This is a genomic window from Paucisalibacillus globulus (assembly GCF_900184735.1).
Taxonomy (GTDB): Bacteria; Bacillota; Bacilli; order Bacillales; family Amphibacillaceae; genus Ornithinibacillus; species Ornithinibacillus globulus_B.
In genome coordinates this window covers 106,939-130,251 of sequence record NZ_LT855384.1, presented here as the reverse complement: position 1 = coordinate 130,251, position 23,313 = coordinate 106,939, and the positions used below count along the sequence as shown (strand labels likewise).

Here is a 23,313-nt window from a genome sequence, read left to right as displayed (position 1 = left end):
ACACTCCTTTTTATTTTCTAAATATAAAAAAGCACCTCATAATGAGATGCTTATTCCATTCCTATCCACTTTTTTAGTTGCATTTTCGCAAGTTCTGATACAATCTCAAAAGGAACATTTGATAATTCCATTCCTCTTTCTTTTATTACATTTTTAGTTTTTGACCAAACACCTTCGTTTGAAATGGAATCTAGATAATCATTACCTAACCAGGTAAGTTTAGGATCATTGGATATTAACACTCCTCCTTTATAACCACTGTCTCTAAAGGAGATTAACCCTGCATCTCTCATAATTTCCAAGTGATAATAATATAGTCTGTTTTCATCGGAGTTCAACTTAATATCCATTTTATATTTACCCTCGGATATTTCAATCAAGATTTTTCTAACCAATTCCATATCTCTTCTCATTATTAGACCTCCTTTCCATCTACTTAGTTCGACAAAAAGAAGGATATTCCTTTATTTTTTATTAGAACGATATGCCCCACCACGACCACGCTTATAGGTATCTCTATTCACACCCATAATGTCGTGCCAGTTAACTTTTTCTTTTTGTTGCTTTTTATGTCTATGTTTATTTAGCTTCTTGCGTTGTTCTTTGCTAAGATGATCTGCTAGTTTCATATATCATCACCTCATATAATCAAGCGTCCCCACCAACGCTCCAATATCCCTCAAACGCTACCCATAGAAAAAGGCACCTCACCGCTATAATAGTGAGATGCCTTCATATAAACTTTCCTACAATACAATCATATCTTATTTATTTGTAAATGCTCTGCTTTTTTTCTGCCATTTGTCTGCCACTTTTAATTAATCTTATATTATTTTTGATTATTTTCTCAGCTAACGGCTGCAAACAGTAATCAAAATAATACCCATCTTCACCTATATCATTAGAAATGCGTGTAGCTCTATATACTATTAAATTATTTTCTAAATCAGCAACTTCCCCGTTAGACACCGGTAAGGGCACGCTATTCACGTCTTCTTCCACAAATCTTAATAAAATATTTCTTTGAGTATTCGATAGATTTTTTAATTTATTCTTTATGTTTTTATTTAATCTTTTGTTTCTAATTTTTTTATTCATTTCGTCATAAACTTTTAGTAATATACCGCCAATAAACATTGATAGTGAGAATATAAATAATATCGAAGGTATCCATCTATATTCTGCAACAATTGAATCAAGATGAAGATACTCTAACCAGTTACCAGGTATAAATATTATCATTGCCGAAAATAACAGTAATGGTAAAAAGTATTTAGGTGCTAACTTTAAAAATTCAATTACGTCAAACTTCACTCCTGAACCCATATCTATCTCCCCTTATCAGTTACCCATATCTTATATTGTGTTGAACTAGCCGAAAGGCTAGACCCCTTGATAATCATAATTCTATCACAATCTACTAAAATGAGTTACACGTTAATAAAATATGGATAACTGATAGGTTAAGAGACAAAGTAAAAAGCCTCCAATTGAATGGATGGCTTATATTTTAAAGTTTCTTATTGCTTTATTTTGTTCGTCCTGGTCAATTCCGATATACCTTAATGTGAATGCTGGATCAGAGTGATTTAATATCTTTTGGAGTAATGCGACGTCTCCTGTTTGTTTATATAAGTGATAACCGAATGTCTTTCGTAATGTGTGAGTGCCTATATCAATCAAATCAACATGGTTTGCAGCCTTTCGAAGTATCTTGTAGGCCATACTCCTACCGATTGGTTTATTAATACCTTCTCGGCTCTTAAAAAGAAATTCATGGTCCTCTTTACCTTCAATATACTTCTTAAATTCTCTCTGCAACTGAGGAGTCATATCTAGATATTTGTCTTTTCCAGTTTTAATCTCAGTAATCTTGAAGTAAGATTTTTTAGCATCTGATACACGTAAAGGAAGGATATCAGATATACGTAGTCCTGAATTGATACCAGTAACAAATAACATGTAATTCCGTTCATTCTGTTCTTTTAGATATTTCTTAACTTCTCTTATGACTTCTGGGTCTCTAATTGGCTGTACGAAATTCAACTCGCCTCACCACTTTCTTCAAGATAAACCTCTATTTTTAGAATAAGAGCAAGCTTGTAAAATGCTCTTGATTTGATACGGTAATACTTTCTTTCACTAATTCCAATGTCGTTATATACTTCATAATCATATACTTCATCTTCAGTAAGGTACCGTTTAATCATTATTTCTCTTTCCTGGTACGATAATCGATTAACTGCCCTTTGTATCTTACTAATGAACTCCTGTCGCTTTCTTTCCTGGTCTATTCTTCTTATTGCTGTGTCTTCTGTGGTGGAATGAAATGCATTACTTGGTGCAGATGCTACCAATTTAAATTGTGACGTGATTTTTGGCTCATTCTCCTCTGGATCCATTAACAAGTACATTCTATATTTTCCTAGTTCTCTATCTACTGCATCTCTTGTTGCATCCTTATCAATAGTTGGTAATCTAAATGACATCTGCATAACTTCCGACACCCCTTTTGGTATATTAAAAAAAAGACACCAACAAAGACCAGTATTAGTCTTCATCAGTGCCCTGGTTGTTCCAGTAGCCTTATTTTATATTGTATTTATTTTTCATTTCATCAACTTCATTAGTGACTTTTGCTAATAAACGTTTTTCTTGCTCAACATCTTTTGGTGTAGCACCTTGTCGGGTGATGTAATGCTGCAATGAATGTTTTACTATCTGTAATTCTTTATATTTCATTTTGTATACTTCACCTCATACCTTCCAAGCTTTCCATCCTGCCACTTCTGAATTACTTCCCCAAATCCTGTTATTGGCTTATCTAGTTTTTCTAGTTTGCCATTTTTCACCCGGTAAAGAGCTTCTTCTTCTAGATTGACTTCTGCCTTATTGTTCAATTCAAGACCCCCTGTTGTTAATCTTCTTTAATCGCTTGTTTTAAACAAGAATCACATAAGCAGCTTCTTTGGTTTTGCGGATTTTTCTGACAAACTTTACAAGGTTTCATCATCTATCCCCCCTATGTATTTACTTCTTAATAACTGTTCTGTCTCTCCGTAAGCCTTAGCAGCCTTATTCTTTTCCTCCACATGCATCCATTCCAAAGTGTACAGAGACAAATCTTCTAGCATTCTACCGTCTGGTGCTAGTTCAAGCCCTAAAATTCTAAGTTGACGAATCAAGTAATTTTTTCTAGCAGTAATCTCTGTTTGCTTCAATTGCTCGTCTAATGCTTCTAAACTCACCTTGCCACCTCCACTCTTATTCCGTGTTTATTTACATTTGGTTCCCTAAAACGATAACCGGCTCTCATGAGTGATTTAATTTCTTCTTTGGTGAAATGGCCAGTAGCAATCAACAGTTGCCCTTCTTGAGTTTTGTACAATGTCCTAATCATAGGTCTGATTCTTTTACATAGATGCCATTTACCATTTTCCCTTTGCGGTCTTTGATTTCTTCGTAAGCTTGCTCTACACAATCTTCCATGTTCAACCCGAGTTGCATTGATAAAATTACTAATACCACATACATGTCACCAATAGAGTCAGATACTTGTATAGGGTTGTTCTTTACTATACCTTGGCAGAGCTCCCCAAACTCTTCACCTAGCTTCAATACTTGCTTGTGTGGATCTGCATTGTTTAACTTTCTGTCTATAGCCCATTGCTCAATGTGTTCAGTTAAATCAATTAGATTCATAGATTTACCTCCTATATGCTATCTTGTCCTTCACTTGCATAACTCAATTCCGATTCACATTCCTCTTCTGTCCAGTTTTTTACTTCTTCTGGTTTGTAACCAATTTCGATTAAGATTTCTTTACTAGTTTTCAAGTTTTTCCCTCCCTCGCTTTTTCTCCGATCTGTGCGTTAAGCTGTATGTTTTCTTGCAAACACTTTTTCAACATCTCTAAAGCCTGTTTTCAACCCCGATTTGTTCCAACAAAGATAGTCATAAACAGAGTTGATTGCTTGTTTTTTAGTTGAATTTTTTACTATTGTTTCATAGGCTTTTAATTTGCCTTGTTTTCTGTATACTGCAATTACTAACCAATCTTTTTTAAACATTTATTCCACCCTCGCCGAACTTTCTAACATCATCAAGATGGTGTCCTTTGAAAAAACAAGACTTACAATATACATTTCCATCAAGAGATTCGGGGAATGGGAATATCTTTCCTCTCTTAGCAGGATCTCTTGTTTCTTTACCGCACTTCTCACAATTAACATACTCTATTTCCCCACTACTGTAAGAAGGATAGAACTCAACAAATACCTCAAATTCTCTTTCGCAATTCTCGCATTCGTGATCAAATTTATTATCACTTGGTAAGTCAACTGTTCCCTCTGACATATCATTTTCATGTTCACAATAAGGACATTCAACCGTATCACTAAACATAATTATTTTCCTCCTCTGCTTCGCATTTTGACTCAGCGTTTTTTATCCGAACTGTACAGTTAACCACCTAAGTGTGGCATTAAACATTCCCATTCATAATCATCAAATGTTATTTCGTTATTTTTAACAATTTCACCCTTATGAATCTCAACGTCTTGGTTGAACTCCATACCCTTTTCGAAGGTATATATCTTTATATCCAAGTTGAACTTTTTAGAAATTTCCACAAAGTTTTCAGGAATTACCGCCCATGCTTGCTTAAAGTCTTCAATTGTTAATACCTCGGTATGCTTATCGTCAAATTCCCAATAGATATCACTTTCAATAAATGCTCTTCTGGTGCCTTTAATATAGAAACCATGTGGAGCTTTCATTGTTAAGTCCCAGTCATCTTCTTGGATTTCAGATTTAAGTTGTTCGATTTCCCCACCCCTAAGCATTGATATTCCTGCTCTTGGATTTAATGGTTCCAACCCCTCAACTAAAAACTTTCTAATGTCCTGCCTAGTACCTCTAACTTTTAGTACTCCCTCTGCCCAATTTGGCATTTTCATTCTCCTCTCAAATTTTTACCGCATATTTTGTCTCAAAAGAGACTTAACTGTTTAACCTGATTTTTCAATCGTTCCCACATTGATTTAATAAAATCTGTAAAAGTAAACTTCTCAAACACATACTTTCCGTCACTTTCAAGATAGACAGTTATACGCCTTTCATCAGTTGGGCAGCCTACTGCACAACCACTACCAGCTGCGAAGTCTACTGAAATCAGTTTTCCGTTATACCTGAATGATCTAGCTGAATTTTTGTGCATACGGTAGACAGCGTTTTGGAATGATTCGAAGTCATCAGGTATCAACCAACCTTTATCAATGTAGTGCCGATACGATGATTCATAAAACGTGCTTAGCATTACTTCTTTCATTTGATCACGATTCATTCAATCACCCTCAATCCCCAAATCCACCAAAATGATAGGATTCTTAGCATTTCGTTTTTCAATGCGCCTTTTATATGCGTTTGTGGTGTAAAAATAAATCGTATTCTCTGAAACCCCTAACCTATTAGCGCATTCTTTCGTAGATCCAATAAATAGAAACTCATCACCTTTGTAAACGCCCCACTCTTTCTTCTTCCATTCGAGCGCCATTGGAATCACCTGCGCTTTCCTTCAGGTTCTAGTACATACCTTCTTCCACTAACTTCAAGAACTGTAGGAGTCTTGCCTTTAAGCTTCTTAATCGTGACCACTGGACGGTATTTCTCGCCCTTGAAGAAGATTCTAGGCATTGGAATCACCTGCTAAGGTTTGATGCAAGCTTTCCTGAGTGAAGAGTAATTCTTTCTCCATCTTTTCTAATTTACTTTGTAACTTACCAGCAATTTTATTTTCGCTCTCAAATGCTGACTTCCAATGTTCTAATCGTTCAACCATCCAATCAATATGACCATCATCATTCAAGATGGTAATGTACTTGTCGTAATTCGAATAATCGGTTTCACCATCAACATTCGCATACTTATCACGCTCTGCAAGTAGCTCTTTAATCTCTTTCAACCTCTCCTGCTCAGTCACCTTTACCCCTCCACTTCCCGATATTCTTTATAAAACTGAGATTCTACTAATTGCTCTTTTTCTGCATCTGCATAGCAATTTTTAAAGTGAATATAACCATCAACATCTTCATACAAAGCAAAGACTTCGCTAATCCCATCAGTAAAGAACTTCTCTATTCTGCGTTTTAGGTAGATGGTTTTCATTCAACCCCTCCTATAGGCAAATGGCCTAACTCTTACCCCTCGTTTCGCTTGATGCATCAGCGCAATTAACACCTCGTATTCATTGCGCTTTACTTCTTGTGATATATCCTCTAGTTTCATTCCGTTATTATGCAGTTGCGTAATTTCTCTAAGTTGATCTTTTGGCATGGCAAACTCTAAATCTTCCAGGAGAATCACATAATCTCCAGTTTGTTTGATATGCAGTGGTGTTTTGATTAAAGTGTTTATCATGCTAGACCACGCTCTTGCAAATACCTTCTTGTCTCTTCTGCAGTAGGAACTGCCTTATCTTGTACAGCACTTTTATGTTGATTCCATTCAATCCATTTACGTTCTGTTTCTGTTTGAGAGTCATTTGGGTCAAATACCATAACTGATTTCATACCAAACATTAGAATCGCTCCTTTCTCCGGTGATCCTCACCCTCTAATCGAATCCCAACAGCGTTATTCATCATTCGAGACATGATTCTGGGACCGTTATTTCCGTATTTTTTAATCAATTCACTTTCAGAATAATTAGTAGTGCATACCGTTGCTTTAGTAAGTCTCATATCAAATATTTTGTATAGTACATCAGATGCCCAAGTTTCATGACCAGTATCATTTGATTTCACGTATTCTGAACCAATGTCATCTAGCACTAGCAAATCTAAATTATTTATCATGGTAAATATCTGTTCTTCTGTAATATTTGAATGATGACTGTATGTCGACTTGATATGGTCGAATAAATCCGTAACCTTGATAAAGAGTGATTTTTGCTTTTTATCTTTAATTGCTTTAGAAATGGCATAAGCTAGATGACTTTTACCGAGACCAGGTGTACCTGCTAGTGTCATAGATTTATAACCATCAAATTCTTTTACATATTGAATTGCTGCTTGTTTCGCCTTAATTTGTGAGTCGTTATTAGGTTGATAAGAATTAACTGTTGCTGCTTTTAAATCATGTGGAACTCTTTCAAAACTTGCGATAAAATGTAATTCTTTGCCCTTTCGATACTCTTCAGGCGTAGGAATATTAAACTTCTTCAAAACTTCCCTGTTAGAACATGTTTTACAAGTTCCTAGTACTCCTCTAGGTGTCTTGTAAAGTTTGTAAGAATCACCGCATTCCTCACAAGTCTTCTCTCCTGCTTCTTCAACTGGAAAGCTTTCTTTAACCAATTCACCAAATGCTTTCATAATTTGAGCCTCCTAAAATGCATCTTTATTAGGGTCGTAACTGAATGCCTGTCCATCTGTTTGCCTAAAACTCTTTTCCATGAAGTTATTTAAAGGATCTGCTTCATCAAGAAATCTTCTTACGTCCTTATCTCTCATGAAGTCTGCTAATGGGTATTTATGAGTAAACCAATGATTTGGGCTGTTTAGCACAAATGCATAGTTATCAATGGCTTTTATTAATTCATCAAACTCGTAATCTTTTAATCTAGATTTAATTGCGGTTTTCATTGGACTTGTTAACTTTTTATGAGCAATGATATTTTTGGATATATAGTGCTCGAATAGAGCACGTACCGGGTTTTCTTTATCTTTATCTTCTTCTTCTTTTTCTTCTTCTTTTTCTTTATATTGTCCCCGACTCGTGTACGTATCGTACAAGCCCTTGATATCACTGTGTTTTATGTTCTCAGCCACAAAATTAATTAATGATTCGTCTTTCACACTTTTTAATTCAGAAGTTACACAATCAATCATAGGTTTTCCACCTCGATTTAGGTTATATCGTCCCCAATTTTTGATTGCTATTTCTCTTGTCTCTTGGTTATAAATAATTAATTTGTGATGTTTGATAAATCTGTCTAATAGAGAGTTGATGCTTTCGATTGAATACCCAGTATCAAAGGCCATCTGCTTTTTAGTAATCTGATAGATACCTATTTGTGTAGTATTTGAGTTTGTAAGAAGATAAAGGAAAAACAATTTATCTTCTGGAGTCATTTCCTCCACTACCTTTGGATCATCCCAGAACTCCGTGTGTACCATTCTAAACTTAGCCATTATTACCCTCCTGTTCTAATAAGTTCTCACCGGTAATACAACAGCTTCGACATCCAAGCCATTTTCAATTATCATTGGTCTCATTTGACCATTAATGATGATATTAACTATTTCAGAACCCATGGTTGTATGAGCTTCCAATGCATCTCGCATGTATTTTGGGTCGTACGTAACCTTATTAGTATCCGGTTTATCGAAATCTGAGTAAGGAAGCGTAAATTCAATTTCGTTTTCATTCTTAATTTTGAAAGTGATTTTTTCATCGAACGCCAATGTTACATGAGTATATCTTCCATAAACTTTTTCAATTAACTGATTAATTGATTTATGCATTTGTAACCATATCTTTATTTGTTCTTTATTCAATGTGATGGAAATATTTCCTTTCTCTCCAAACACCTTCTTTGTATCTGGGTAATCAGCTTTTGCAAAATCAATCGTGTTTGGATGAATTAAATAATCCTCTTTAAATCCGTGAATGTTTTTAATGCGGATAGCCCTATGAGAATCAGTAGCAACAATTGATCCGTCCTTGTCATGAAAAACAAAAGATAGTATAGGACGCGTTTTTCCATCACCTGTGAACTTCCTAGCAATCTTCATTGCTTGTCCATATTTATCTGCATGTAAATACTCAATATTATTTTGCATTCTAAATTAACCTCCATTTGGATTTTTATTATTTCGTTCACAAATCGCAAAACCATTTTCTATATAAATTAAGAAATAATGCGGATAACGTTGCATATACTCTTTAGTAAGAGCTTGTACCTCTTGTTCGGTCTTTGCATCTTCAAATATTCGTTTAGGTAGCAAGACTCGAAATGGTACTAGCATTGTTTATCACCTGCTACATCCAATAGAAACTTGTAGCATTCCTTAATATTGATGAATCCATCATGTAAATCCTCTGTAATGACCTCATATAGGCCTGAATTATTAAATAAAACAGTAAGACTACCTAGGCTAATCTGCTGCCCTTTTTTGAGTTGTTTCAACTTCTTATACATTGGATCAGTATCGAATCCCAAGTAGTCATAAATCATAGTTTGATTCATTGGTTTTCCTCCCTGTTTATCTTGTTAAATTGAGAGAAATAAAGTATTATAGAGATAGGTTATTACTTACTCGTGTTGCTGCACGAGTTATTTTTTTTGCACTATTTTGCTTTACTTCTTGGTAATTAATCACTAAATGAATCCCAATCATTGAACAGATACTTCTAATTCCAACCAATTGATTGTTATAGCTTTGCATATATGATCCGGAAAAATCTCTTCCCTTTTTCATCCCTTCATTAAGTATATTTACGATATATTCAACTTCCTTTTTTACTGATTCTGTTTCGTCCTCTCCTAACTGACAATAATCCTGTTTTTCAAACTTAGTGAGCGTTATTGATTTATACAAGTTGTTTCACTTCCTTCCTTTTTTAAATACTGAAAAGAACTATTAAAGTAATGACAATCAATACTACAGGGAAGATAAAACCATCTGGATCGGTAGCTGATACATACAATTTTTTCATCTTACTCATAGATGTTCACCGGAACCTTATAAAGTAATTCTTTTTGTTGCCTGTCTGCCTCGATCTGCTTGTATTTGAGCCAATCCCTATCGTGTTTTTCCTTAACTTTCTTCATACGACCTAATTCTTTTAATGATCTAGCTATGTTTTCGTGATATGCAGCTGCTTTGTCAAAGTCTGCTTGCATATATAACCCAATTGATTCTAATAACAAGTATCCGTAACAATCTTGTTCTTTATCTGCTTTGTCTTGGTGCTCTTGTAGAAATAATTGCTTCATTAGTTGACCTCCTAAAAATAGCTAATGATGATACCAATCAATGGGATAAACCCTAAAACGACTAAATAATTATCATTTTTTTTCATTAAAACCACCCTATCAATATAGTTCCTGCTATCCTTGTTACTTGCATGAACATATCGGTTGCTGTTGCGATATCAACATTACAAACCAATGCAACTAAGATATCCTGTGAACTTGTTTCTTGCGCCCAGCGAATTAGGTCCTTGCCTCGAACATCTAACTTGCCACTTTCTAACTTTGAAATATTGCTTCGTGACATATGTATCTTTTCCGCTAGTGCTTCCTGGCTAAGTCCTGACCTCCTTCGCATTCGCTTTAATACTGCACCCATTTCCACATTTTTCACCTCCCTCTCGTTCCATTACGGAACATGTTCCGAGGGTGAACAGTAAATCTATGAAGTTTGTTTTATGATGAAATTACCGACCCCTACTCGGTAGTTTGTTAGATTGCTTGCTTTGCCTGTTGTTCTATCCAATTCATCAATGAAGTGTAAGGTATTCGAATCTTTTTACCTTCACGTATTGCTGGGAATCCATTATGCTCTGACTGTCTGCATAACTCATAGGTTGCTGTGATTCCAATCCGAAGTATCTTAGCAGCCTCCTGGACCTTTAAGAATCTAGGCACTTCTTTGTAACCGTGAGATTCGAGAAGTACTTTAATGTCTTGTAAGTGCTTCTCATTTTCTTCTCGGATGATTTGACGGATGGTGTCCTCGAATGTCATGAGATCATCACCCCGTATTCTTTTGTAAGCATCTCAGCGATTCGTACTTGTCCTTTACCGGTTATTAATGTCGTTATACTTTCAACATCACCTTGAGTTCTGCTTACTAGCGTCACAGTTGTTTCGAATAGTCCTTGCTCGATATACTTTTGCTTTGGATTGTTTCTTTCACGACCAGCTCTAATAAGGAATCCTTTTTGACGTAGCCATTCGAACATTTTATTTCGACCTAATTTAATACCGTGTTTGTCGTACATCATTTTTGCAAACGCTCCGATATTGATAGAAGCATCTGAGCTGGATACAACTTTACCAAATGTAGTGTATGGAGCATCTATCTGTTGTTGGTGTTCTAGTTGTTGTCGTTGCTCGCGCTCTGTCTTTAATTCAGTAGCTAGTTTGATGATGGTGTCTGGATTAAGAAGTACTTCTTCAATCTTTTCTGGTGTCATGTAAGCACCGTGTTTTCTAATAGATGGAATTACTTCCGATGTAACCCACTTTCTGAAGCGTTTAGCTTCTGGCTTTCGGCTATCAAGAATGACATCATATAAACCATCTTCATTTACAAATGTTGCCTGTTGAGTTCTCCCAAGAGAGTCTCGTATGGGGTATGTTGAACATACATCATCGGTTAATCGTTGCCTTACTGTTCTGGGTGCAAGGCTTAAAATGCTGCAGACATCGTTTAACAAGAAGAATGTTTCATTATCTTTTGGGTTTAGCATTCTGAGTTGTTGACCATCAAATAATTTAGTAAGTTGGACCAATTAAACTACCTCCATTTCTGTTTGTTCCCTAAAGGAACTATTGCTTTCAAAAAAAAGCACCCAATTAAACTTCAATGTTTTAGCAATTGCCTTTGCAACTTCAACAGATGGTGTTTTGTTACCTTGCTCGATATGGGTGTAGTGACTTCTTGAAATGCCTGATAATCTAGCTACCTCTTCTTGAGTCATTAATCTTTTATCTCGCATTTCTTTTAACCAAGCTCTCATGTTGCACCTCCTTAGTTCCTAATAGGAACCTCTTATTAATTCACATTATATGTTCTTTAAAGGAACATGTCAACATATATTTATAAAAAAGTTATACTTTTAGGAACAATTAATGAAGTTACTCTCGGAAACATATATAATGAATGGTACAAGTTGGGGAAAGAAGTGGATCTTATATGATTGAGTTTGGTAGTAGATTACGAAACTATAGAGAAAAACTAAAAGAGACGAACAAAAAGTGGACCCAGCAATATGTAGCAGATCAAATTGGGGTTGCTAGAGTTACTTATACAGCTTATGAGAATGGAACTAAGATGCCTCCTTTTGATACTGTCAATAGAATAGCAGAACTATTTGATGTGACAACGGATTATTTAATGGGGAGAAATGAGGATAATTCCAAAAAGGCTATTATTGAAAAGATATCTGAGGAATTCCCTGATGCTGATCTAATGTTTAACGACCTTGCTAACATGACTGCTGAACAACTAGAAGAAGTATACGACTTTATAAAATTCAAATTACATAAAAAATAGGTGTACATCTCTTGTGCACCATATTTTATAACTTAAAACAGAACATATATTCGTATATAGGGGGTTTTTATGTATACACACATCGAGGATTACATTATAGAATTGTACAAAAATCTATCAATAAACAATCCTGAACAATTAGAAATAGGGAAAATAGCACTTAGCCTGGGCATAAAGCTACACTATGGGGAATCTACTTATCGCTTCGGTGATAACATCATTATTCAATTTACAACTAAACAAAGACAATGGCAGCTCTTTGGCCATGAAGTATGTCATTATCTCAGGCATTATGGTAATCAATTAAGAATGAAAGATTCCTTTAGGGATTTACAGGAATGGCAAGCTAATAACTTTGCATATCATTTCTGTATTCCGACCTTCATGCTAGACAAGCTGTACATCTTTACGGTTACTGACATTATGAATCTTTTTAATGTGGAATTTGATTTTGCTTTAAGGAGATTAGAGATGTATCAAAATAAATTGATAGGTGGTTTTGAAAATGCGAGGGCATATTAGAAAAAGAGGAAATAAATATGCAATTGTAATCGATGTAGGTCGCGACCATAGAAATAAAAGAAAGCAAAAGTGGTTTAGTGGGTATGAAAGAAAAAGGGATGCTGAAAAGGATCTACCAAAGATAATCTCAAAACTTGAGAAAGGATATACCGAACCTGCGGATATGTCCATTGAAGAATTTTTTAATAAATGGTTAGATCAAAAGAAAAGTACAGTTGCTCCTGGTACATTTGAACATTATGAGTCCTATATGAGGAAACATATTATTCCTGGTCTTGGCAAATGGAAAATTAACAAACTTGAATCTCATCATGTTGAATCATTCTTAGTAGAGGTAAATGAGAAAGAATTATCACAACGTAGCAAGAAACATATCTTCAGGATACTCTCAAGCGCTTTAAAAAGTGGAAGGAGATATGGCATTAAAGAATCTATTATGGAGGATATACAAGCTCCTAAGGTGGATAGAAAAGAAATTGAATATTGGACAGAGGATGAAGTTCACTCATTTATGAGTAACCTAAATAGTAAAAATCATGCTATGCCAATTATTCTTGCGTTAGCTACAGGTATGCGAAGAGGAGAAATATTAGGGTTAAGATGGTCTCATATTGATTTTGAAAAGAAAAAGATTTCTGTAAATCAGCAACTTAAAAAGGATAACAAAGGAAAATGGAATTTATCTTCTCAGCTAAAAACATCAACTAGTTACCGGACCATCGACATAGACGATGAAACCATTGAAATATTAAAAAGTCATAAAGCGCAGCAAGAAAAAGATAAACTAAAATGTGGTCCTGATTATGAAAATAATAATTTGGTTTGTGCTACTTCTTCAGGTGGTGTGATTCGACCAACTTATTTACGAACAGTATTCAATCGAACGGTTGAAAAAAGTGGAGTGAAAAAGATTAGTTTCCATGGATTACGACATACACATGCCACTTTGTTATTAAGAGATGGTGTGCACCCGAAAGTCGTTCAAGAAAGATTAGGACATAGATCTATTCAAACAACCTTGGATACCTATTCACATGTGATTCCAGGTATACAAGAAATTGCAGCAACTAGCATTCAAAAATCGTTATATCGTAAAAATGAATCAGACCCAAATAATATCATTCCAATCACTAAGAAAAACGATAAATAATTTATTTCGAAATACGAAGGTTTGCAGTTCGTTAGCAATCAAAGAAAATAGCAAGGGGATGAGAATCACTCAAACCCTTGCTACTATTGACTTGATGGACGCGCCCAGAGGGATTCGAACCCCCGACAAACCTGGTACCGGAAACCAGTGCTCTATCCAACTGAGCTATGGGCGCATAGTATATAATTGTTCTTAAATTAATTGACACATAGGCTATTATAACCCCAGAATTCTCATTAAACAAGTATTTTTAGTTGAAAAGGTTTATATCTATAGCCTAACGGGCATGATGAAGAGTGTGATTTTACGCCATATACATACCTTGTAATTTTGTCGAACGTTTTTGTTTGACCTTCATTGACCATTGGTATATGATGAAAATATCCAAAGTTTGGATATTTGATATTAGAAATAGATTTTTAAGGAGGAATTTCCATGAATTTAATACCTACAGTTATTGAACAAACAAACCGTGGTGAACGCGCATATGATATTTATTCTAGACTTTTGAAAGACAGAATTATTATGTTAGGAAGTGCAATTGACGATAATGTTGCAAATTCAATCGTTGCACAGTTACTTTTCCTAGAAGCTGAAGATCCTGGAAAAGATATCTCCTTATACATTAACTCACCAGGTGGCTCCATTACTGCTGGGATGGCAATTTATGATACAATGCAGTTTATTAAATCTGATGTATCTACAATTTGTACTGGTATGGCAGCTTCTATGGGAGCATTCCTTTTAGCAGCTGGTGAGAAAGGGAAACGCTATGCGTTACCAAACAGTGAAGTTATGATTCACCAACCTTTAGGTGGAACACAAGGTCAAGCAACTGATATTGAGATACATGCTAAGCGTATCATCAAAATGAGAGAAAGCTTAAACAAGATTCTTTCTGAACGTACTGGCCAACCAATTGATGTTATTGACCGTGATACAGAACGTGATAACTTTATGACAGCTGCTGATGCAGTGGATTATGGTCTAATCGATAAAGTATTAGAACGCAAACCAGAATAGTAATGGTAAATAGAGGGTGGATCCTTTTGGGTCCACCCTCTTTTCAACGTTTGTCGTAATCCATGTAATCTTTTTCACATAATCTTATATATAAATTATTTTCTGCTAACAAAAGAGATTAAGTGATTCATTGCAATATCCTCATCAGATCCATCAGCTATTAGTTTGATAGACTCACCAGTAGTAATGGCTAAGCTCATTAGTCCCATAATACTTTTTGCATTTACTCGTTTACCTTCTTTTTCTAAAAACAAATGCGCAGCATAGCGGTTGGCTTCCTGAACAAATTGTGCGGCAGGCCTAGCTTGCAATCCTGTCTCTAGCTCAACTGTAACAACTCTCTCAACCATGTTCTCTTCATCCTCCCCCAAAAAGTAAGCGGTAACATTACTCATTTTAAAAAAAGTATTAACGATAGACGCATTCCTTTCTATTGCGCTCCATTAATAATACTTATTAAATAAAAAAATATTCATGATAGTTAATTATATCATGAATATTTTAAATAACAATTATTGTTATGGTAATATTTCACCTAATTTAATTTTTTCTGCAAATTCATCAATTTTCTTAAGTCTGTGATTGATTCCGGATTTCGAGATCTGTCCACTGGACACGAGTTCTCCGAGTTCCTTCAGGGAAACTTCTTCATGCTGTACTCTAAGTATCGCCACTTCACGTAGTTTTTCTGGTAACGCCTCTAGTCCAACCGTTCTTTCAATATATTTAATATTTTCGATTTGACGAATAGCTGCTCCAATTGTTTTATTTAAATTAGCTGTTTCACAGTTTACCAGTCGGTTTACTGAGTTACGCATATCTCGGACAATACGGACATCCTCAAATTTAAATAATGCGATATTTGCTCCAATGACACTTAAGAATTCAGTAATCTTTTCTGCTTCTTTAATATATACGATAAATCCTTTTTTTCGGTCAAGTACTCTTGCACGTAAACCAAAGGAATTCAGAAGCTCACATAAACCTTCATTATGCTCTTCACTAGAATTTGAAATTTCTAGGTGGTAGGAAGAAGTTTCCGGATTATTAACAGAACCCCCAGCAAGAAAAGCTCCCCGTAGATACGCTCTCTTGCAACAATCTTTTTCAAGGTATTGGTCGGAAATCTCTCGAACAAATGTATACGAGTCCTTCATTATCCCGAGCTCCGTTAACATTTCATGTACATCTTCCTTTAATCGGACAATATACACATTATTCTTCTTCAACTTCATTTTCTTTCGAACCAGTAGTTCAACTGGTATTGAAGAAAAGCTTGCCTTTATTAGCATATAAATACGTCTTGCAATTGCTGCATTTTCCGTCTGCACATCTAAGGTGTATCTAAATTGTGATACAGAGACTGTACCATTCATTCGAATCAAAGCAGCTAACTCTGCATTACCGCAACAACTTTCAATTTCTGCAGTGGTTAACTCCTTTTTTATCTCAGAAGCAAAGGACATATTTTTCCCCTCCTTTACCTTTTTATTTTTGTATCAATGAAAATAGAAGCTTAGCAATTTTATTAGTGTCGTGACGAATCGTTGTTCTGGTATCGTCAATAATGTCACCCTCAATAATTTCTAATCCCAGCTCTAATAATCTGTCTATATCATATACAACCGGTTCAGCATTCTCATTTGCATATACATGCTGAATTTCAGGATCGATTGTTTTGTTATTGACGACAACAGCATCAATTACCTCATTGCCAACGTGGTTAATAATTGCTTGCACATGATCACTCGCAGTGAAACCAGTTGTCTCACCGTTTTGTGTCATTACGTTACATACATAAACAATTTTTGCATCTGCTTGGCGCAGAGCTTCATCAATATGTGGAATGATTAGGTTGGGCATAATGCTCGTAAACAAACTACCAGGTGAGATGACTATTAAGTCTGCTTTCTCAATCGCTTTAATTGCATTCGGTAATGGGGTAACATCTTCTGGATCCAAAAATACCCGTTTAATTTGTTTACCTTGAAGTGGGATATTAGATTCTCCTTGGACAATCGTACCGTCCATCATTTCTGCACAAAGTGAGATATTCTCATTGGATATCGGATATATTTTCCCTTTTACATTAAGTACTCTGGAAATCTCCTTTATCCCTGTATAGAAGTCTCCTGTAATGGACGTCATCGCTGCTAAAAGCAAGTTCCCCATCGAATGGCCAGATAAATCATTACCATCTGCAAAACGATGTTGAAATAATTGAACAAGCATTGGTTCAACTTCAGATAATGCGGCAATTACATTTCGGATGTCACCTGGCGCAGGAATAGCCATGTCTTGCCTGATTCTCCCTGTACTTCCACCATCATCTGCAACCGTAACTAATGCAGTTAATTTAATTGGTAAATTTTTAAGGCCACGCAAAAGAACTGGCATACCAGTCCCTCCACCAATAACCACTATCCTTGGAAGATTCTGTTCTGTCATCTTTTAATGGACCTTTCTTTTGTTTATGTCACGATGAGACACATGTGTTATATAATTTCCAGCCAATTTCTTAGAAAAATACTCAGCCAATGCCACGGAACGATGTTGTCCGCCAGTACATCCTATACCAACAACTAGCTGTGATTTACCTTCCTTCTTATATTGAGGAAGCATAAATTGCAATAAATCTAATACTTTTTCTTGGAACTTTTGCGTTTCAGACCATTTAAAAACATAAGAAGATACATCCGGATTCAATCCTGTTAAAGGCTGCAGATGTGCAACATAATGTGGATTTGGCAGGAATCGTACATCAAATACTAAATCTGCATCGATTGGAATACCATACTTAAATCCAAACGATACCATATTTACAGAGAATATTTCCTGTTTTTCTTCAGAGTAATACTTCAAAATCTTTTCACGCAGTTCACGAGGCTTCAAGTTTGAAGTATCAATTATTTTATTAGCACGACCACGCATTTCATCCAGAATTTTTCTTTCATGTTTAATTCCTTTTAGAGGTAAGTCACCGATTGCTAATGGATGAGATCTTCTTGTCTCTTTATATCTGGTTACAAGCTTTTCATCATTGGCATCTAGGAAAAGAATATGTTCATCTAACCATTCTTCTTCACTTAGTAAATCAAGTGCCTCAAATAAGGAATCAAAAAATTCTCGGCCACGAAGATCCATGACGAGTGCTACTTTGTGTATGTTATTAGTTGAATCTCGCATTAATTCAAGAAATTTAGGAAGTAATGCCGGTGGTAAGTTATCGACGCAATAGTACCCAAGGTCCTCAAAACTTTGGATTGCAACAGTTTTACCCGCACCAGACATCCCTGTTATTATAACCATCTTTGTCTCTTGTTCTACATTTGCCAATCGTATCACCTCTTAGCGTTCTAAAAAATCTATTATATCACGAACTACATCTCGTAAGATAGTTTTGTTTATAATACTATATCTATTATACATGTAAGCCATTTAATGCTACAAGGAAATGATTATTTTTCCTTTTGGGGGAAATGAGTGAAGTGGGGTATGTTGGAGTGTGTGGATGTTATGATGGGGCTTGATTATGTGACCGTTATTAGAGAATATGTGACTTGGATTTGTTAGCTTGGGACTGAGCGCTTCATTCTTGAGACTGGGATTTCACAGCCTTGTGCCCAGTATTGAATTTCTTGTGACCATATGCTCATTCCTTGTGACCGTGTGTACTTTCCTTGTGACCAACATCCATCAGCTTGCGACCGGCTGTGCTTTCCTTGTGACCAAGTTCCATCAGCTTACGACCGGGTGAACCTTCCTTGTGACCAACATCCATCAGCTTGCGACCGGCTGCGCTTTCCTTGTGACCAAGTTCCATCAGCTTGCGACCGGCTGCGCTTTCCTTGTGACCAACATCCATCAGCTTGCGACCGGGCGCGCTTTCCTTGTGACCAACATCCATCAGCTTGCGACCGGCTGCACTTTCCTTGTGCCCAACATCCGTCACCTTACGACCTTCCTCAATATCCTTCTAACCAAAAGCCCTCCAATTTCAAATCAACACAATAAATAACCAAAAAAATGCGCAGATCCTATGATCTGCGCCAATAACTAATCTATCTATTAAAAAGGGGGTCAATTAGTTAAGTTCATTGTACCTTATTTATATTTCGTGCGTGTTACAACAACGTTAAGATGTTTTTACTTTACCAATTTTTCTTAATTAGTTGCTTTTGTTTTATCTTTAAGTTCTTCAATATATGCTTGTGCTGCTTCTGCGGCAATGGCTCCGTCACCTGTTGCCGTTACGATTTGTCTTAGTTTTTTATCACGAATATCTCCTGCAGCAAATATTCCTGGTACAGCAGTTTCCATTTGTGCATTGGTTTTAATATAGCCCTCATCATTCGTGATACCTAGCGATTGGAATGGTTCACTTAACGGTACCATACCAATGTATACGAATACGCCATCAGCTGGCTTTTCATATTCTTCACCAGTATTTACATCTTTCAATGTTACACTACTTACTTTTCCTTCTGGTCCGTTGATCTTTTCTACTGTTGTATCCCAAATGAAATCAACTTTTTCATTATCGAATGCTCTTTGTTGAAGAATTTTCTGTGCGCGAAGTTCATCACGACGGTGGACGATTGTTACTTTGCTAGCGAATTTAGTTAGATAAACTCCCTCTTCTACAGCAGAGTCTCCACCACCAATAACGATTAGTTCTCTTTCTTTAAAGAAGGCACCATCACATACTGCACAGTAAGAAACTCCACGTCCACCTAGTTCTTCTTCACCAGGGATACCTAGTTTCTTGTATTGTGCTCCTGTTGTAATGATTAACGTTCTAGTTTTATATTCCTTTGATCCAGCTTTAATTAACTTATAGTCACCATGATCCTCAACACTCTTGATGTCACCATAAGCATAGGCTGCACCAAACTTTTTCGCATGATCAAACATTTTATTGGATAAATCCGGCCCAAGTATATGATCATAGCCCGGATAGTTTTCTACATCTTCAGTGTTCGCCATCTGTCCACCTGGAATACCACGTTCAATCATTAACGTATCAAGATTAGCACGAGAAGCATAAACCGCTGCAGTCATACCAGCAGGACCTGCACCCGCAATAATCACATCATAAATTTTTTCTTCGGACATTTATAAACGCCCCTTTCTGTGTTTAGATAAACTCACATTCGCTAAAATAGTGAATGTTTTAGTTTTTCTTATGCAGGCGGGAAAGATTTTTATTCTTTCCTATCTGCCAATTAATACTTTCTACTTAAAGGGTATAAGATTTATGAATTTCCGTCTAATTATCTGCTTACTGTTTCCAAGGTCCTGGTTCATTTGATAAGTTTGGATGACGACGACAACCTTCTTCCCATAAACTTAATGCCCTAGAAGGCTCACCTAAACGATAGGCTGTCATGCTGAACCAACGATAATAGGAAACATGGCTTTTCACTACTGCTTTATCAAGCATACGGAATCGAGGATACGCTTCTTTTTCAAAGCCCGTCCTAGCTAATGTTACTGCAACTCGGAGCTTTTGTTGTTCATGAATTGGATATATATTTAGTAATGCTCTTATATGAGTTTCATATTCTTTAGTAGCATTTGTCTCATAATAAAACACAGCCAAATTTGTATGGCTATATAAATTATTAGGATCATCCTTCAACAATTCTAGCTCTTTTTCAATTGCTTCATCTTGTCTTCCAGAAAAGAATAGCGCAAAAGTATATTCATGATGAGCTATCTTATGTTCTGGGAAAATTAATATCATCTCTTCTAATAAAGCTAAAGCTTTATCCCACTCTTTATTTTCTAAATGATGAAAGACTGTTTCTTGATAAACGAGCAGCTCATCTTCTTCCTCAAGCTCCCAGTCTTCCCCATCGAAATCATCATCTATTTCAATTAAATCCAACAATGTTTTAGCATCATCACTAAAATCACCGTTCGGTTCTTTATCTAGATAAGAAACGGCAAACTTTTTCGCATCATTTAATAAACCCAAATGGGCATAATTATTGGCAAGTAAATAATAACAATCCACATATTGATCGCCTGTAGCTTGCAATACATTCGTTAAGATTTGATTTGCTTTATGAAAAGCACCTGTTTCAGTATAGATGATTGACATTTGACATTGATACAAAGGGTTATCTGGTGCGATTTCGACCGCTTTTGTTAACCATTTTAATGCAATATCAAACTTTCTTTTCCGAAAAGCTTCAACACCTTTCGCAAAATAAAAATCACCTGTAGGGATAAAAGGGATAACATTATTAGATTTTGCTGTGTTTTCCTTCTTTTCTACTGGTTGCATGCATATCCCCCTATTTTTTCACATATAGAACCAAAGTATACCACACTTGAACCTATAATTATACACCTTATTCATACATCTAAATGAATAATTGGACAAGGGTCTATCCTTGGAAATTGTAGCATTTCCATGAATAGACCCTTGATATCGTTTACATGTCATTCTGTTGGTATTACCGCTTCCTTCAGCAATGTTTCTAATTCCACCGTATAACTTAATAGCTGTTGATCATTCCAGTTTAATTTTTTCTGTAGATAGGCTATGACTCTATCCTTTTGTTCTCTTACCATGGAAATGTTGAAAAATAATGCCCCTGTTCTTCTAATAAAGAAATCTGTTGGTTTATATGCAAGTTCATATTCCAGAGAGTAGTTTAATTGTGCAAATACAATAGGATCAATTTGTTCATGTTGCGCTTCTTCTCTTCTTGAATCGTAGAGTTCAAATACTTTATCCACATTTGAACCGTATTTTTGAATTAGTTTCACCGCTTCTTCATGCTCTAACCCAAGCATAACGCCCTCTTTGGCTTTCTTTTTAATAAATTGCTCAAATCCCTGTGAACCACCCACATCCCCTCCTGAAATAGGTAGATGCTTCGTTTCAGAATTAGAATATATAATTCCCAGTTCTTCTTTTAATTGATTGGTAACAGTATTTACAGCCTGTTCCGCCATTTTACGATATCCTGTTAATTTCCCGCCTGCCATGGAGATTAGCCCCGAATTAGAAATGAAGATTTCATCCTTTCGAGAGATTTCACCTGGCTTTTTTCCATCTTCTGCAATTAAAGGACGTAAACCGGCCCAGCTTGATTCCAGGTCGTTTGCCGTAATGTGAAGAGAAGGGAACATATAATTAACAGCGTCTATGATATAATCCCGATCTTCCATTGTCATGGTCGGATGGTTGATGTCTCCCTCATATGTAGTATCTGTTGTCCCGACGTAAGTCTTATCATCCCGGGGAATGGCGAATACCATTCGGCCATCCGGTGTATCAAAATAGATAGCTTGCTTCAATGGAAATTTTTCCTTTGAAAACACTAAATGAACCCCTTTTGTTAAATGGAGATGTTTTCCCTGTTTGGAACCATCTAATTCACGTAGTTGATCAACAAAAGGGCCACCAGCATTTATTATTTTTTTGGCATAAATTTCATGTTGCTTTCCGTTTGTTTGATCTTTAACTACTGCTCCAATTATTCTCCCACCATTATATAGAAAGGATATAACCTTTGCGTAGTTTATAGCATGTGCGCCTTTTTCCACTGCTTTTTTAACCACTTCAATGGTCAGTCTGGCATCATCTGTTTTATATTCCACATAATGACCAGCACCCCTTAGACCTTCTTTTCGGATAAGTGGTTCCATCTGCAATGCTGCTTCAGGGGATAGCATTCTTCTCCGTTCATTACGCTTTACATCAGCTAGATAATCATAAACCCGCAAACCAAGATTGGTTGTAAACGGTCCAAACGTCCCACCTTTATGAAAAGGTAATAACATCCATTCAGGAGTTGTAACATGTGGGCCATTTTCATACACGATAGCCCTTTCCTTTCCAACTTCTGCTACCATTTTCACCTCGAATTGCTTTAAGTATCGAAGTCCGCCATGAACTAACTTGGTAGAACGGCTTGAGGTACCAGCTGCAAAGTCTTGCATCTCTACTAATGCAACTTTCAATCCTCTTGTCACAGCATCTAAAGCAATTCCTGAACCAGTAATCCCACCACCAATCACCAGTAAATCTAGTTCTTCATTTTTCATTTCTCGGTAAATCTCTGCACGTTTATAACTAGAAAATTCCCCCATTTTACTACCCCCTAAATTTGTTAATAATAATTAATGGCTGGTATTGAATTTTCATGGTTGATAGAAAACTGCGCGCTAACTAAGGATTATGGTAGCGCAACATACCCGCTACGGAAATACACTCCGCTTTCCGCGGGCGGCTGGTGAGCCTCCTCAGAGCTAAAGCTCTTGCGGGGTCTCACCGATGCCTATCCTCCCGCAGGAGTCTCCGTGTATTTCCTTC

At 36.1% G+C, this 23,313-nt stretch carries 43 protein-coding genes and 1 tRNA gene; 4 read left to right on the top strand and 40 right to left on the bottom strand.

Features of this window, described 5'->3' with window-relative positions:
• Nucleotides 1–50 precede the first annotated feature (50 nt).
• The 31 genes from BN999_RS00845 to BN999_RS00720 form a co-directional block, all read right to left on the bottom strand.
• Nucleotides 51–413, bottom strand: a complete 363-nt coding sequence (locus tag BN999_RS00845) for a DUF2513 domain-containing protein (RefSeq protein ID WP_096269492.1) — start codon at nt 411–413, stop codon at nt 51–53.
• 51 nt (nt 414–464) lie between these two features.
• Entirely contained in the window at nt 465–629 is a 165-nt protein-coding gene (locus tag BN999_RS20435; RefSeq protein ID WP_176481827.1) for a hypothetical protein, read from the bottom strand.
• Nucleotides 630–768: 139 nt separating this feature from the next.
• Entirely contained in the window at nt 769–1,326 is a 558-nt protein-coding gene (locus BN999_RS00840) for a super-infection exclusion protein B (RefSeq protein ID WP_096269491.1), read from the bottom strand.
• Between the two features lie 177 nt (nt 1,327–1,503).
• Nucleotides 1,504–2,046 (bottom strand): site-specific integrase, encoded by a 543-nt coding sequence (locus tag BN999_RS00835; protein WP_096269490.1) that lies wholly within the window; start codon nt 2,044–2,046, stop codon nt 1,504–1,506.
• Nucleotides 2,043–2,495, bottom strand: a complete 453-nt coding sequence (locus BN999_RS00830; protein WP_306418986.1) for an ArpU family phage packaging/lysis transcriptional regulator — start codon at nt 2,493–2,495, stop codon at nt 2,043–2,045. The genes BN999_RS00835 and BN999_RS00830 overlap by 4 nt, the downstream gene beginning before the upstream one ends.
• A gap of 91 nt (nt 2,496–2,586) precedes the next feature.
• A complete protein-coding gene (locus BN999_RS20430) occupies nt 2,587–2,742 on the bottom strand; it encodes a hypothetical protein (protein ID WP_176481826.1) in 156 nt (51 codons plus the stop codon).
• Complete coding sequence (locus tag BN999_RS00825; RefSeq protein WP_096269489.1) at nt 2,739–2,900, bottom strand: DUF3954 domain-containing protein; 162 nt, start codon at nt 2,898–2,900, stop codon at nt 2,739–2,741. Before BN999_RS00825 ends, BN999_RS20430 begins: the two co-directional genes overlap by 4 nt.
• A 96-nt stretch (nt 2,901–2,996) precedes the next feature.
• Complete coding sequence (locus tag BN999_RS00820) at nt 2,997–3,248, bottom strand: hypothetical protein (RefSeq protein WP_255247367.1); 252 nt, start codon at nt 3,246–3,248, stop codon at nt 2,997–2,999.
• A 148-nt stretch (nt 3,249–3,396) separates the two neighbouring features.
• Nucleotides 3,397–3,702 carry a MazG-like family protein gene (locus tag BN999_RS00815; RefSeq protein WP_096269488.1) on the bottom strand — a complete coding sequence of 102 codons (306 nt, stop codon included), beginning with the start codon at nt 3,700–3,702 and terminating at the stop codon, nt 3,397–3,399.
• Between the two features lie 11 nt (nt 3,703–3,713).
• Nucleotides 3,714–3,836 (bottom strand): hypothetical protein, encoded by a 123-nt coding sequence (locus tag BN999_RS20940; protein ID WP_255247366.1) that lies wholly within the window; start codon nt 3,834–3,836, stop codon nt 3,714–3,716.
• Nucleotides 3,837–3,872: 36 nt separating this feature from the next.
• Entirely contained in the window at nt 3,873–4,070 is a 198-nt protein-coding gene (locus BN999_RS00810) for a hypothetical protein (RefSeq protein ID WP_096269487.1), read from the bottom strand.
• The gene (locus BN999_RS00805) at nt 4,063–4,404 is read right to left on the bottom strand and encodes a hypothetical protein (protein ID WP_096269486.1); all 342 of its coding nucleotides are present in this window, start codon (nt 4,402–4,404) and stop codon (nt 4,063–4,065) included. Before BN999_RS00805 ends, BN999_RS00810 begins: the two co-directional genes overlap by 8 nt.
• Nucleotides 4,405–4,463: 59 nt before the next feature.
• Nucleotides 4,464–4,952, bottom strand: coding sequence for a hypothetical protein (locus BN999_RS00800; RefSeq protein WP_096269485.1), 489 nt, complete (start codon nt 4,950–4,952; stop codon nt 4,464–4,466).
• A 38-nt stretch (nt 4,953–4,990) separates the two neighbouring features.
• On the bottom strand, nt 4,991–5,344 hold the full coding sequence (locus BN999_RS00795; RefSeq protein ID WP_096269484.1) for a hypothetical protein: 354 nt from the start codon (nt 5,342–5,344) through the stop codon (nt 4,991–4,993).
• Nucleotides 5,345–5,554, bottom strand: a complete 210-nt coding sequence (locus tag BN999_RS00790; protein ID WP_096269483.1) for a hypothetical protein — start codon at nt 5,552–5,554, stop codon at nt 5,345–5,347. It abuts the gene before it with no gap.
• A 5-nt stretch (nt 5,555–5,559) separates the two neighbouring features.
• On the bottom strand, nt 5,560–5,694 hold the full coding sequence (locus tag BN999_RS20935) for a hypothetical protein (RefSeq protein ID WP_255247365.1): 135 nt from the start codon (nt 5,692–5,694) through the stop codon (nt 5,560–5,562).
• Entirely contained in the window at nt 5,687–5,980 is a 294-nt protein-coding gene (locus tag BN999_RS00785; protein ID WP_096269482.1) for a hypothetical protein, read from the bottom strand. The genes BN999_RS20935 and BN999_RS00785 overlap by 8 nt, the downstream gene beginning before the upstream one ends.
• Before the next feature lie 2 nt (nt 5,981–5,982).
• The gene (locus BN999_RS00780; protein WP_096269481.1) at nt 5,983–6,165 is read right to left on the bottom strand and encodes a hypothetical protein; all 183 of its coding nucleotides are present in this window, start codon (nt 6,163–6,165) and stop codon (nt 5,983–5,985) included.
• The gene (locus BN999_RS00775) at nt 6,166–6,417 is read right to left on the bottom strand and encodes a hypothetical protein (RefSeq protein ID WP_096269480.1); all 252 of its coding nucleotides are present in this window, start codon (nt 6,415–6,417) and stop codon (nt 6,166–6,168) included.
• A complete protein-coding gene (locus tag BN999_RS20425) occupies nt 6,414–6,578 on the bottom strand; it encodes a hypothetical protein (protein WP_176481825.1) in 165 nt (54 codons plus the stop codon). Before BN999_RS20425 ends, BN999_RS00775 begins: the two co-directional genes overlap by 4 nt.
• Nucleotides 6,578–7,372, bottom strand: coding sequence for an ATP-binding protein (locus BN999_RS00770; protein WP_096269479.1), 795 nt, complete (start codon nt 7,370–7,372; stop codon nt 6,578–6,580). The genes BN999_RS20425 and BN999_RS00770 overlap by 1 nt, the downstream gene beginning before the upstream one ends.
• Nucleotides 7,373–7,384: 12 nt before the next feature.
• Nucleotides 7,385–8,191, bottom strand: a complete 807-nt coding sequence (locus BN999_RS00765; protein ID WP_096269478.1) for a DNA replication protein DnaD — start codon at nt 8,189–8,191, stop codon at nt 7,385–7,387.
• Nucleotides 8,192–8,206: 15 nt separating this feature from the next.
• Nucleotides 8,207–8,842, bottom strand: a complete 636-nt coding sequence (locus tag BN999_RS00760; protein ID WP_096269477.1) for a hypothetical protein — start codon at nt 8,840–8,842, stop codon at nt 8,207–8,209.
• 6 nt (nt 8,843–8,848) lie between these two features.
• A complete protein-coding gene (locus BN999_RS00755) occupies nt 8,849–9,028 on the bottom strand; it encodes a hypothetical protein (RefSeq protein WP_096269476.1) in 180 nt (59 codons plus the stop codon).
• Nucleotides 9,022–9,249 carry a hypothetical protein gene (locus tag BN999_RS00750; protein WP_096269475.1) on the bottom strand — a complete coding sequence of 76 codons (228 nt, stop codon included), beginning with the start codon at nt 9,247–9,249 and terminating at the stop codon, nt 9,022–9,024. The genes BN999_RS00755 and BN999_RS00750 overlap by 7 nt, the downstream gene beginning before the upstream one ends.
• Before the next feature lie 46 nt (nt 9,250–9,295).
• Nucleotides 9,296–9,601 carry a hypothetical protein gene (locus BN999_RS00745; protein WP_096269474.1) on the bottom strand — a complete coding sequence of 102 codons (306 nt, stop codon included), beginning with the start codon at nt 9,599–9,601 and terminating at the stop codon, nt 9,296–9,298.
• A 119-nt stretch (nt 9,602–9,720) separates the two neighbouring features.
• Nucleotides 9,721–9,999, bottom strand: a complete 279-nt coding sequence (locus BN999_RS00740; RefSeq protein WP_096269473.1) for a hypothetical protein — start codon at nt 9,997–9,999, stop codon at nt 9,721–9,723.
• An 85-nt stretch (nt 10,000–10,084) separates the two neighbouring features.
• Nucleotides 10,085–10,354, bottom strand: coding sequence for a helix-turn-helix domain-containing protein (locus BN999_RS00735; RefSeq protein ID WP_255247372.1), 270 nt, complete (start codon nt 10,352–10,354; stop codon nt 10,085–10,087).
• A gap of 113 nt (nt 10,355–10,467) precedes the next feature.
• Nucleotides 10,468–10,752 (bottom strand): helix-turn-helix domain-containing protein, encoded by a 285-nt coding sequence (locus BN999_RS00730; RefSeq protein WP_096269471.1) that lies wholly within the window; start codon nt 10,750–10,752, stop codon nt 10,468–10,470.
• The gene (locus tag BN999_RS00725; protein WP_255247364.1) at nt 10,749–11,522 is read right to left on the bottom strand and encodes a phage antirepressor; all 774 of its coding nucleotides are present in this window, start codon (nt 11,520–11,522) and stop codon (nt 10,749–10,751) included. The genes BN999_RS00730 and BN999_RS00725 overlap by 4 nt, the downstream gene beginning before the upstream one ends.
• Entirely contained in the window at nt 11,523–11,750 is a 228-nt protein-coding gene (locus tag BN999_RS00720) for a helix-turn-helix transcriptional regulator (RefSeq protein WP_096269470.1), read from the bottom strand.
• Nucleotides 11,751–11,893: 143 nt separating this feature from the next.
• Between BN999_RS00720 and BN999_RS00715 the strand changes: the two genes are divergently transcribed.
• The 3 genes from BN999_RS00715 to BN999_RS00705 all read left to right on the top strand — a co-directional run bounded on the left by BN999_RS00715 (nt 11,894) and on the right by BN999_RS00705 (nt 13,958).
• Nucleotides 11,894–12,286: a helix-turn-helix domain-containing protein gene (locus BN999_RS00715; protein ID WP_255247363.1), complete on the top strand. Its 393-nt coding sequence runs from the start codon at nt 11,894–11,896 to the stop codon at nt 12,284–12,286.
• 69 nt (nt 12,287–12,355) lie between these two features.
• Nucleotides 12,356–12,808, top strand: a complete 453-nt coding sequence (locus tag BN999_RS00710; RefSeq protein ID WP_176481824.1) for an ImmA/IrrE family metallo-endopeptidase — start codon at nt 12,356–12,358, stop codon at nt 12,806–12,808.
• Entirely contained in the window at nt 12,792–13,958 is a 1,167-nt protein-coding gene (locus tag BN999_RS00705) for a tyrosine-type recombinase/integrase (RefSeq protein ID WP_096269468.1), read from the top strand. The genes BN999_RS00710 and BN999_RS00705 overlap by 17 nt, the downstream gene beginning before the upstream one ends.
• Before the next feature lie 99 nt (nt 13,959–14,057).
• Here BN999_RS00705 and BN999_RS00700 read toward each other — a convergent pair.
• Nucleotides 14,058–14,133 (bottom strand) — tRNA-Arg (locus tag BN999_RS00700).
• Nucleotides 14,134–14,393: 260 nt separating this feature from the next.
• On the opposite strand from BN999_RS00700, the gene clpP reads away from it, so the two are divergent.
• Nucleotides 14,394–14,981, top strand: a complete 588-nt coding sequence (gene clpP / locus BN999_RS00695) for an ATP-dependent Clp endopeptidase proteolytic subunit ClpP (RefSeq protein WP_096269467.1) — start codon at nt 14,394–14,396, stop codon at nt 14,979–14,981.
• A 95-nt stretch (nt 14,982–15,076) separates the two neighbouring features.
• Here the strand turns inward: clpP and BN999_RS00690 are convergent, their stop codons facing one another.
• From BN999_RS00690 to BN999_RS00655, 8 genes are all read right to left on the bottom strand, one after another.
• On the bottom strand, nt 15,077–15,331 hold the full coding sequence (locus BN999_RS00690; RefSeq protein ID WP_096269466.1) for an HPr family phosphocarrier protein: 255 nt from the start codon (nt 15,329–15,331) through the stop codon (nt 15,077–15,079).
• 168 nt (nt 15,332–15,499) lie between these two features.
• Nucleotides 15,500–16,447 (bottom strand): DNA-binding protein WhiA, encoded by a 948-nt coding sequence (whiA, locus tag BN999_RS00685; RefSeq protein WP_096269465.1) that lies wholly within the window; start codon nt 16,445–16,447, stop codon nt 15,500–15,502.
• A gap of 22 nt (nt 16,448–16,469) precedes the next feature.
• Nucleotides 16,470–17,429 carry a gluconeogenesis factor YvcK family protein gene (locus BN999_RS00680; RefSeq protein WP_096269464.1) on the bottom strand — a complete coding sequence of 320 codons (960 nt, stop codon included), beginning with the start codon at nt 17,427–17,429 and terminating at the stop codon, nt 16,470–16,472.
• A gap of 3 nt (nt 17,430–17,432) precedes the next feature.
• Nucleotides 17,433–18,290 (bottom strand): RNase adapter RapZ, encoded by an 858-nt coding sequence (gene rapZ, locus BN999_RS00675; RefSeq protein ID WP_096269553.1) that lies wholly within the window; start codon nt 18,288–18,290, stop codon nt 17,433–17,435.
• A gap of 343 nt (nt 18,291–18,633) precedes the next feature.
• Nucleotides 18,634–18,933 carry a hypothetical protein gene (locus BN999_RS00670; protein WP_096269463.1) on the bottom strand — a complete coding sequence of 100 codons (300 nt, stop codon included), beginning with the start codon at nt 18,931–18,933 and terminating at the stop codon, nt 18,634–18,636.
• A gap of 212 nt (nt 18,934–19,145) precedes the next feature.
• Nucleotides 19,146–20,096 (bottom strand): thioredoxin-disulfide reductase, encoded by a 951-nt coding sequence (gene trxB, locus BN999_RS00665; protein ID WP_096269462.1) that lies wholly within the window; start codon nt 20,094–20,096, stop codon nt 19,146–19,148.
• Nucleotides 20,097–20,262: 166 nt separating this feature from the next.
• On the bottom strand, nt 20,263–21,273 hold the full coding sequence (locus BN999_RS00660) for a tetratricopeptide repeat protein (RefSeq protein ID WP_096269461.1): 1,011 nt from the start codon (nt 21,271–21,273) through the stop codon (nt 20,263–20,265).
• 158 nt (nt 21,274–21,431) lie between these two features.
• Nucleotides 21,432–23,090, bottom strand: coding sequence for a glycerol-3-phosphate dehydrogenase/oxidase (locus BN999_RS00655; protein ID WP_096269460.1), 1,659 nt, complete (start codon nt 23,088–23,090; stop codon nt 21,432–21,434).
• Nucleotides 23,091–23,313: the final 223 nt, after the last annotated feature.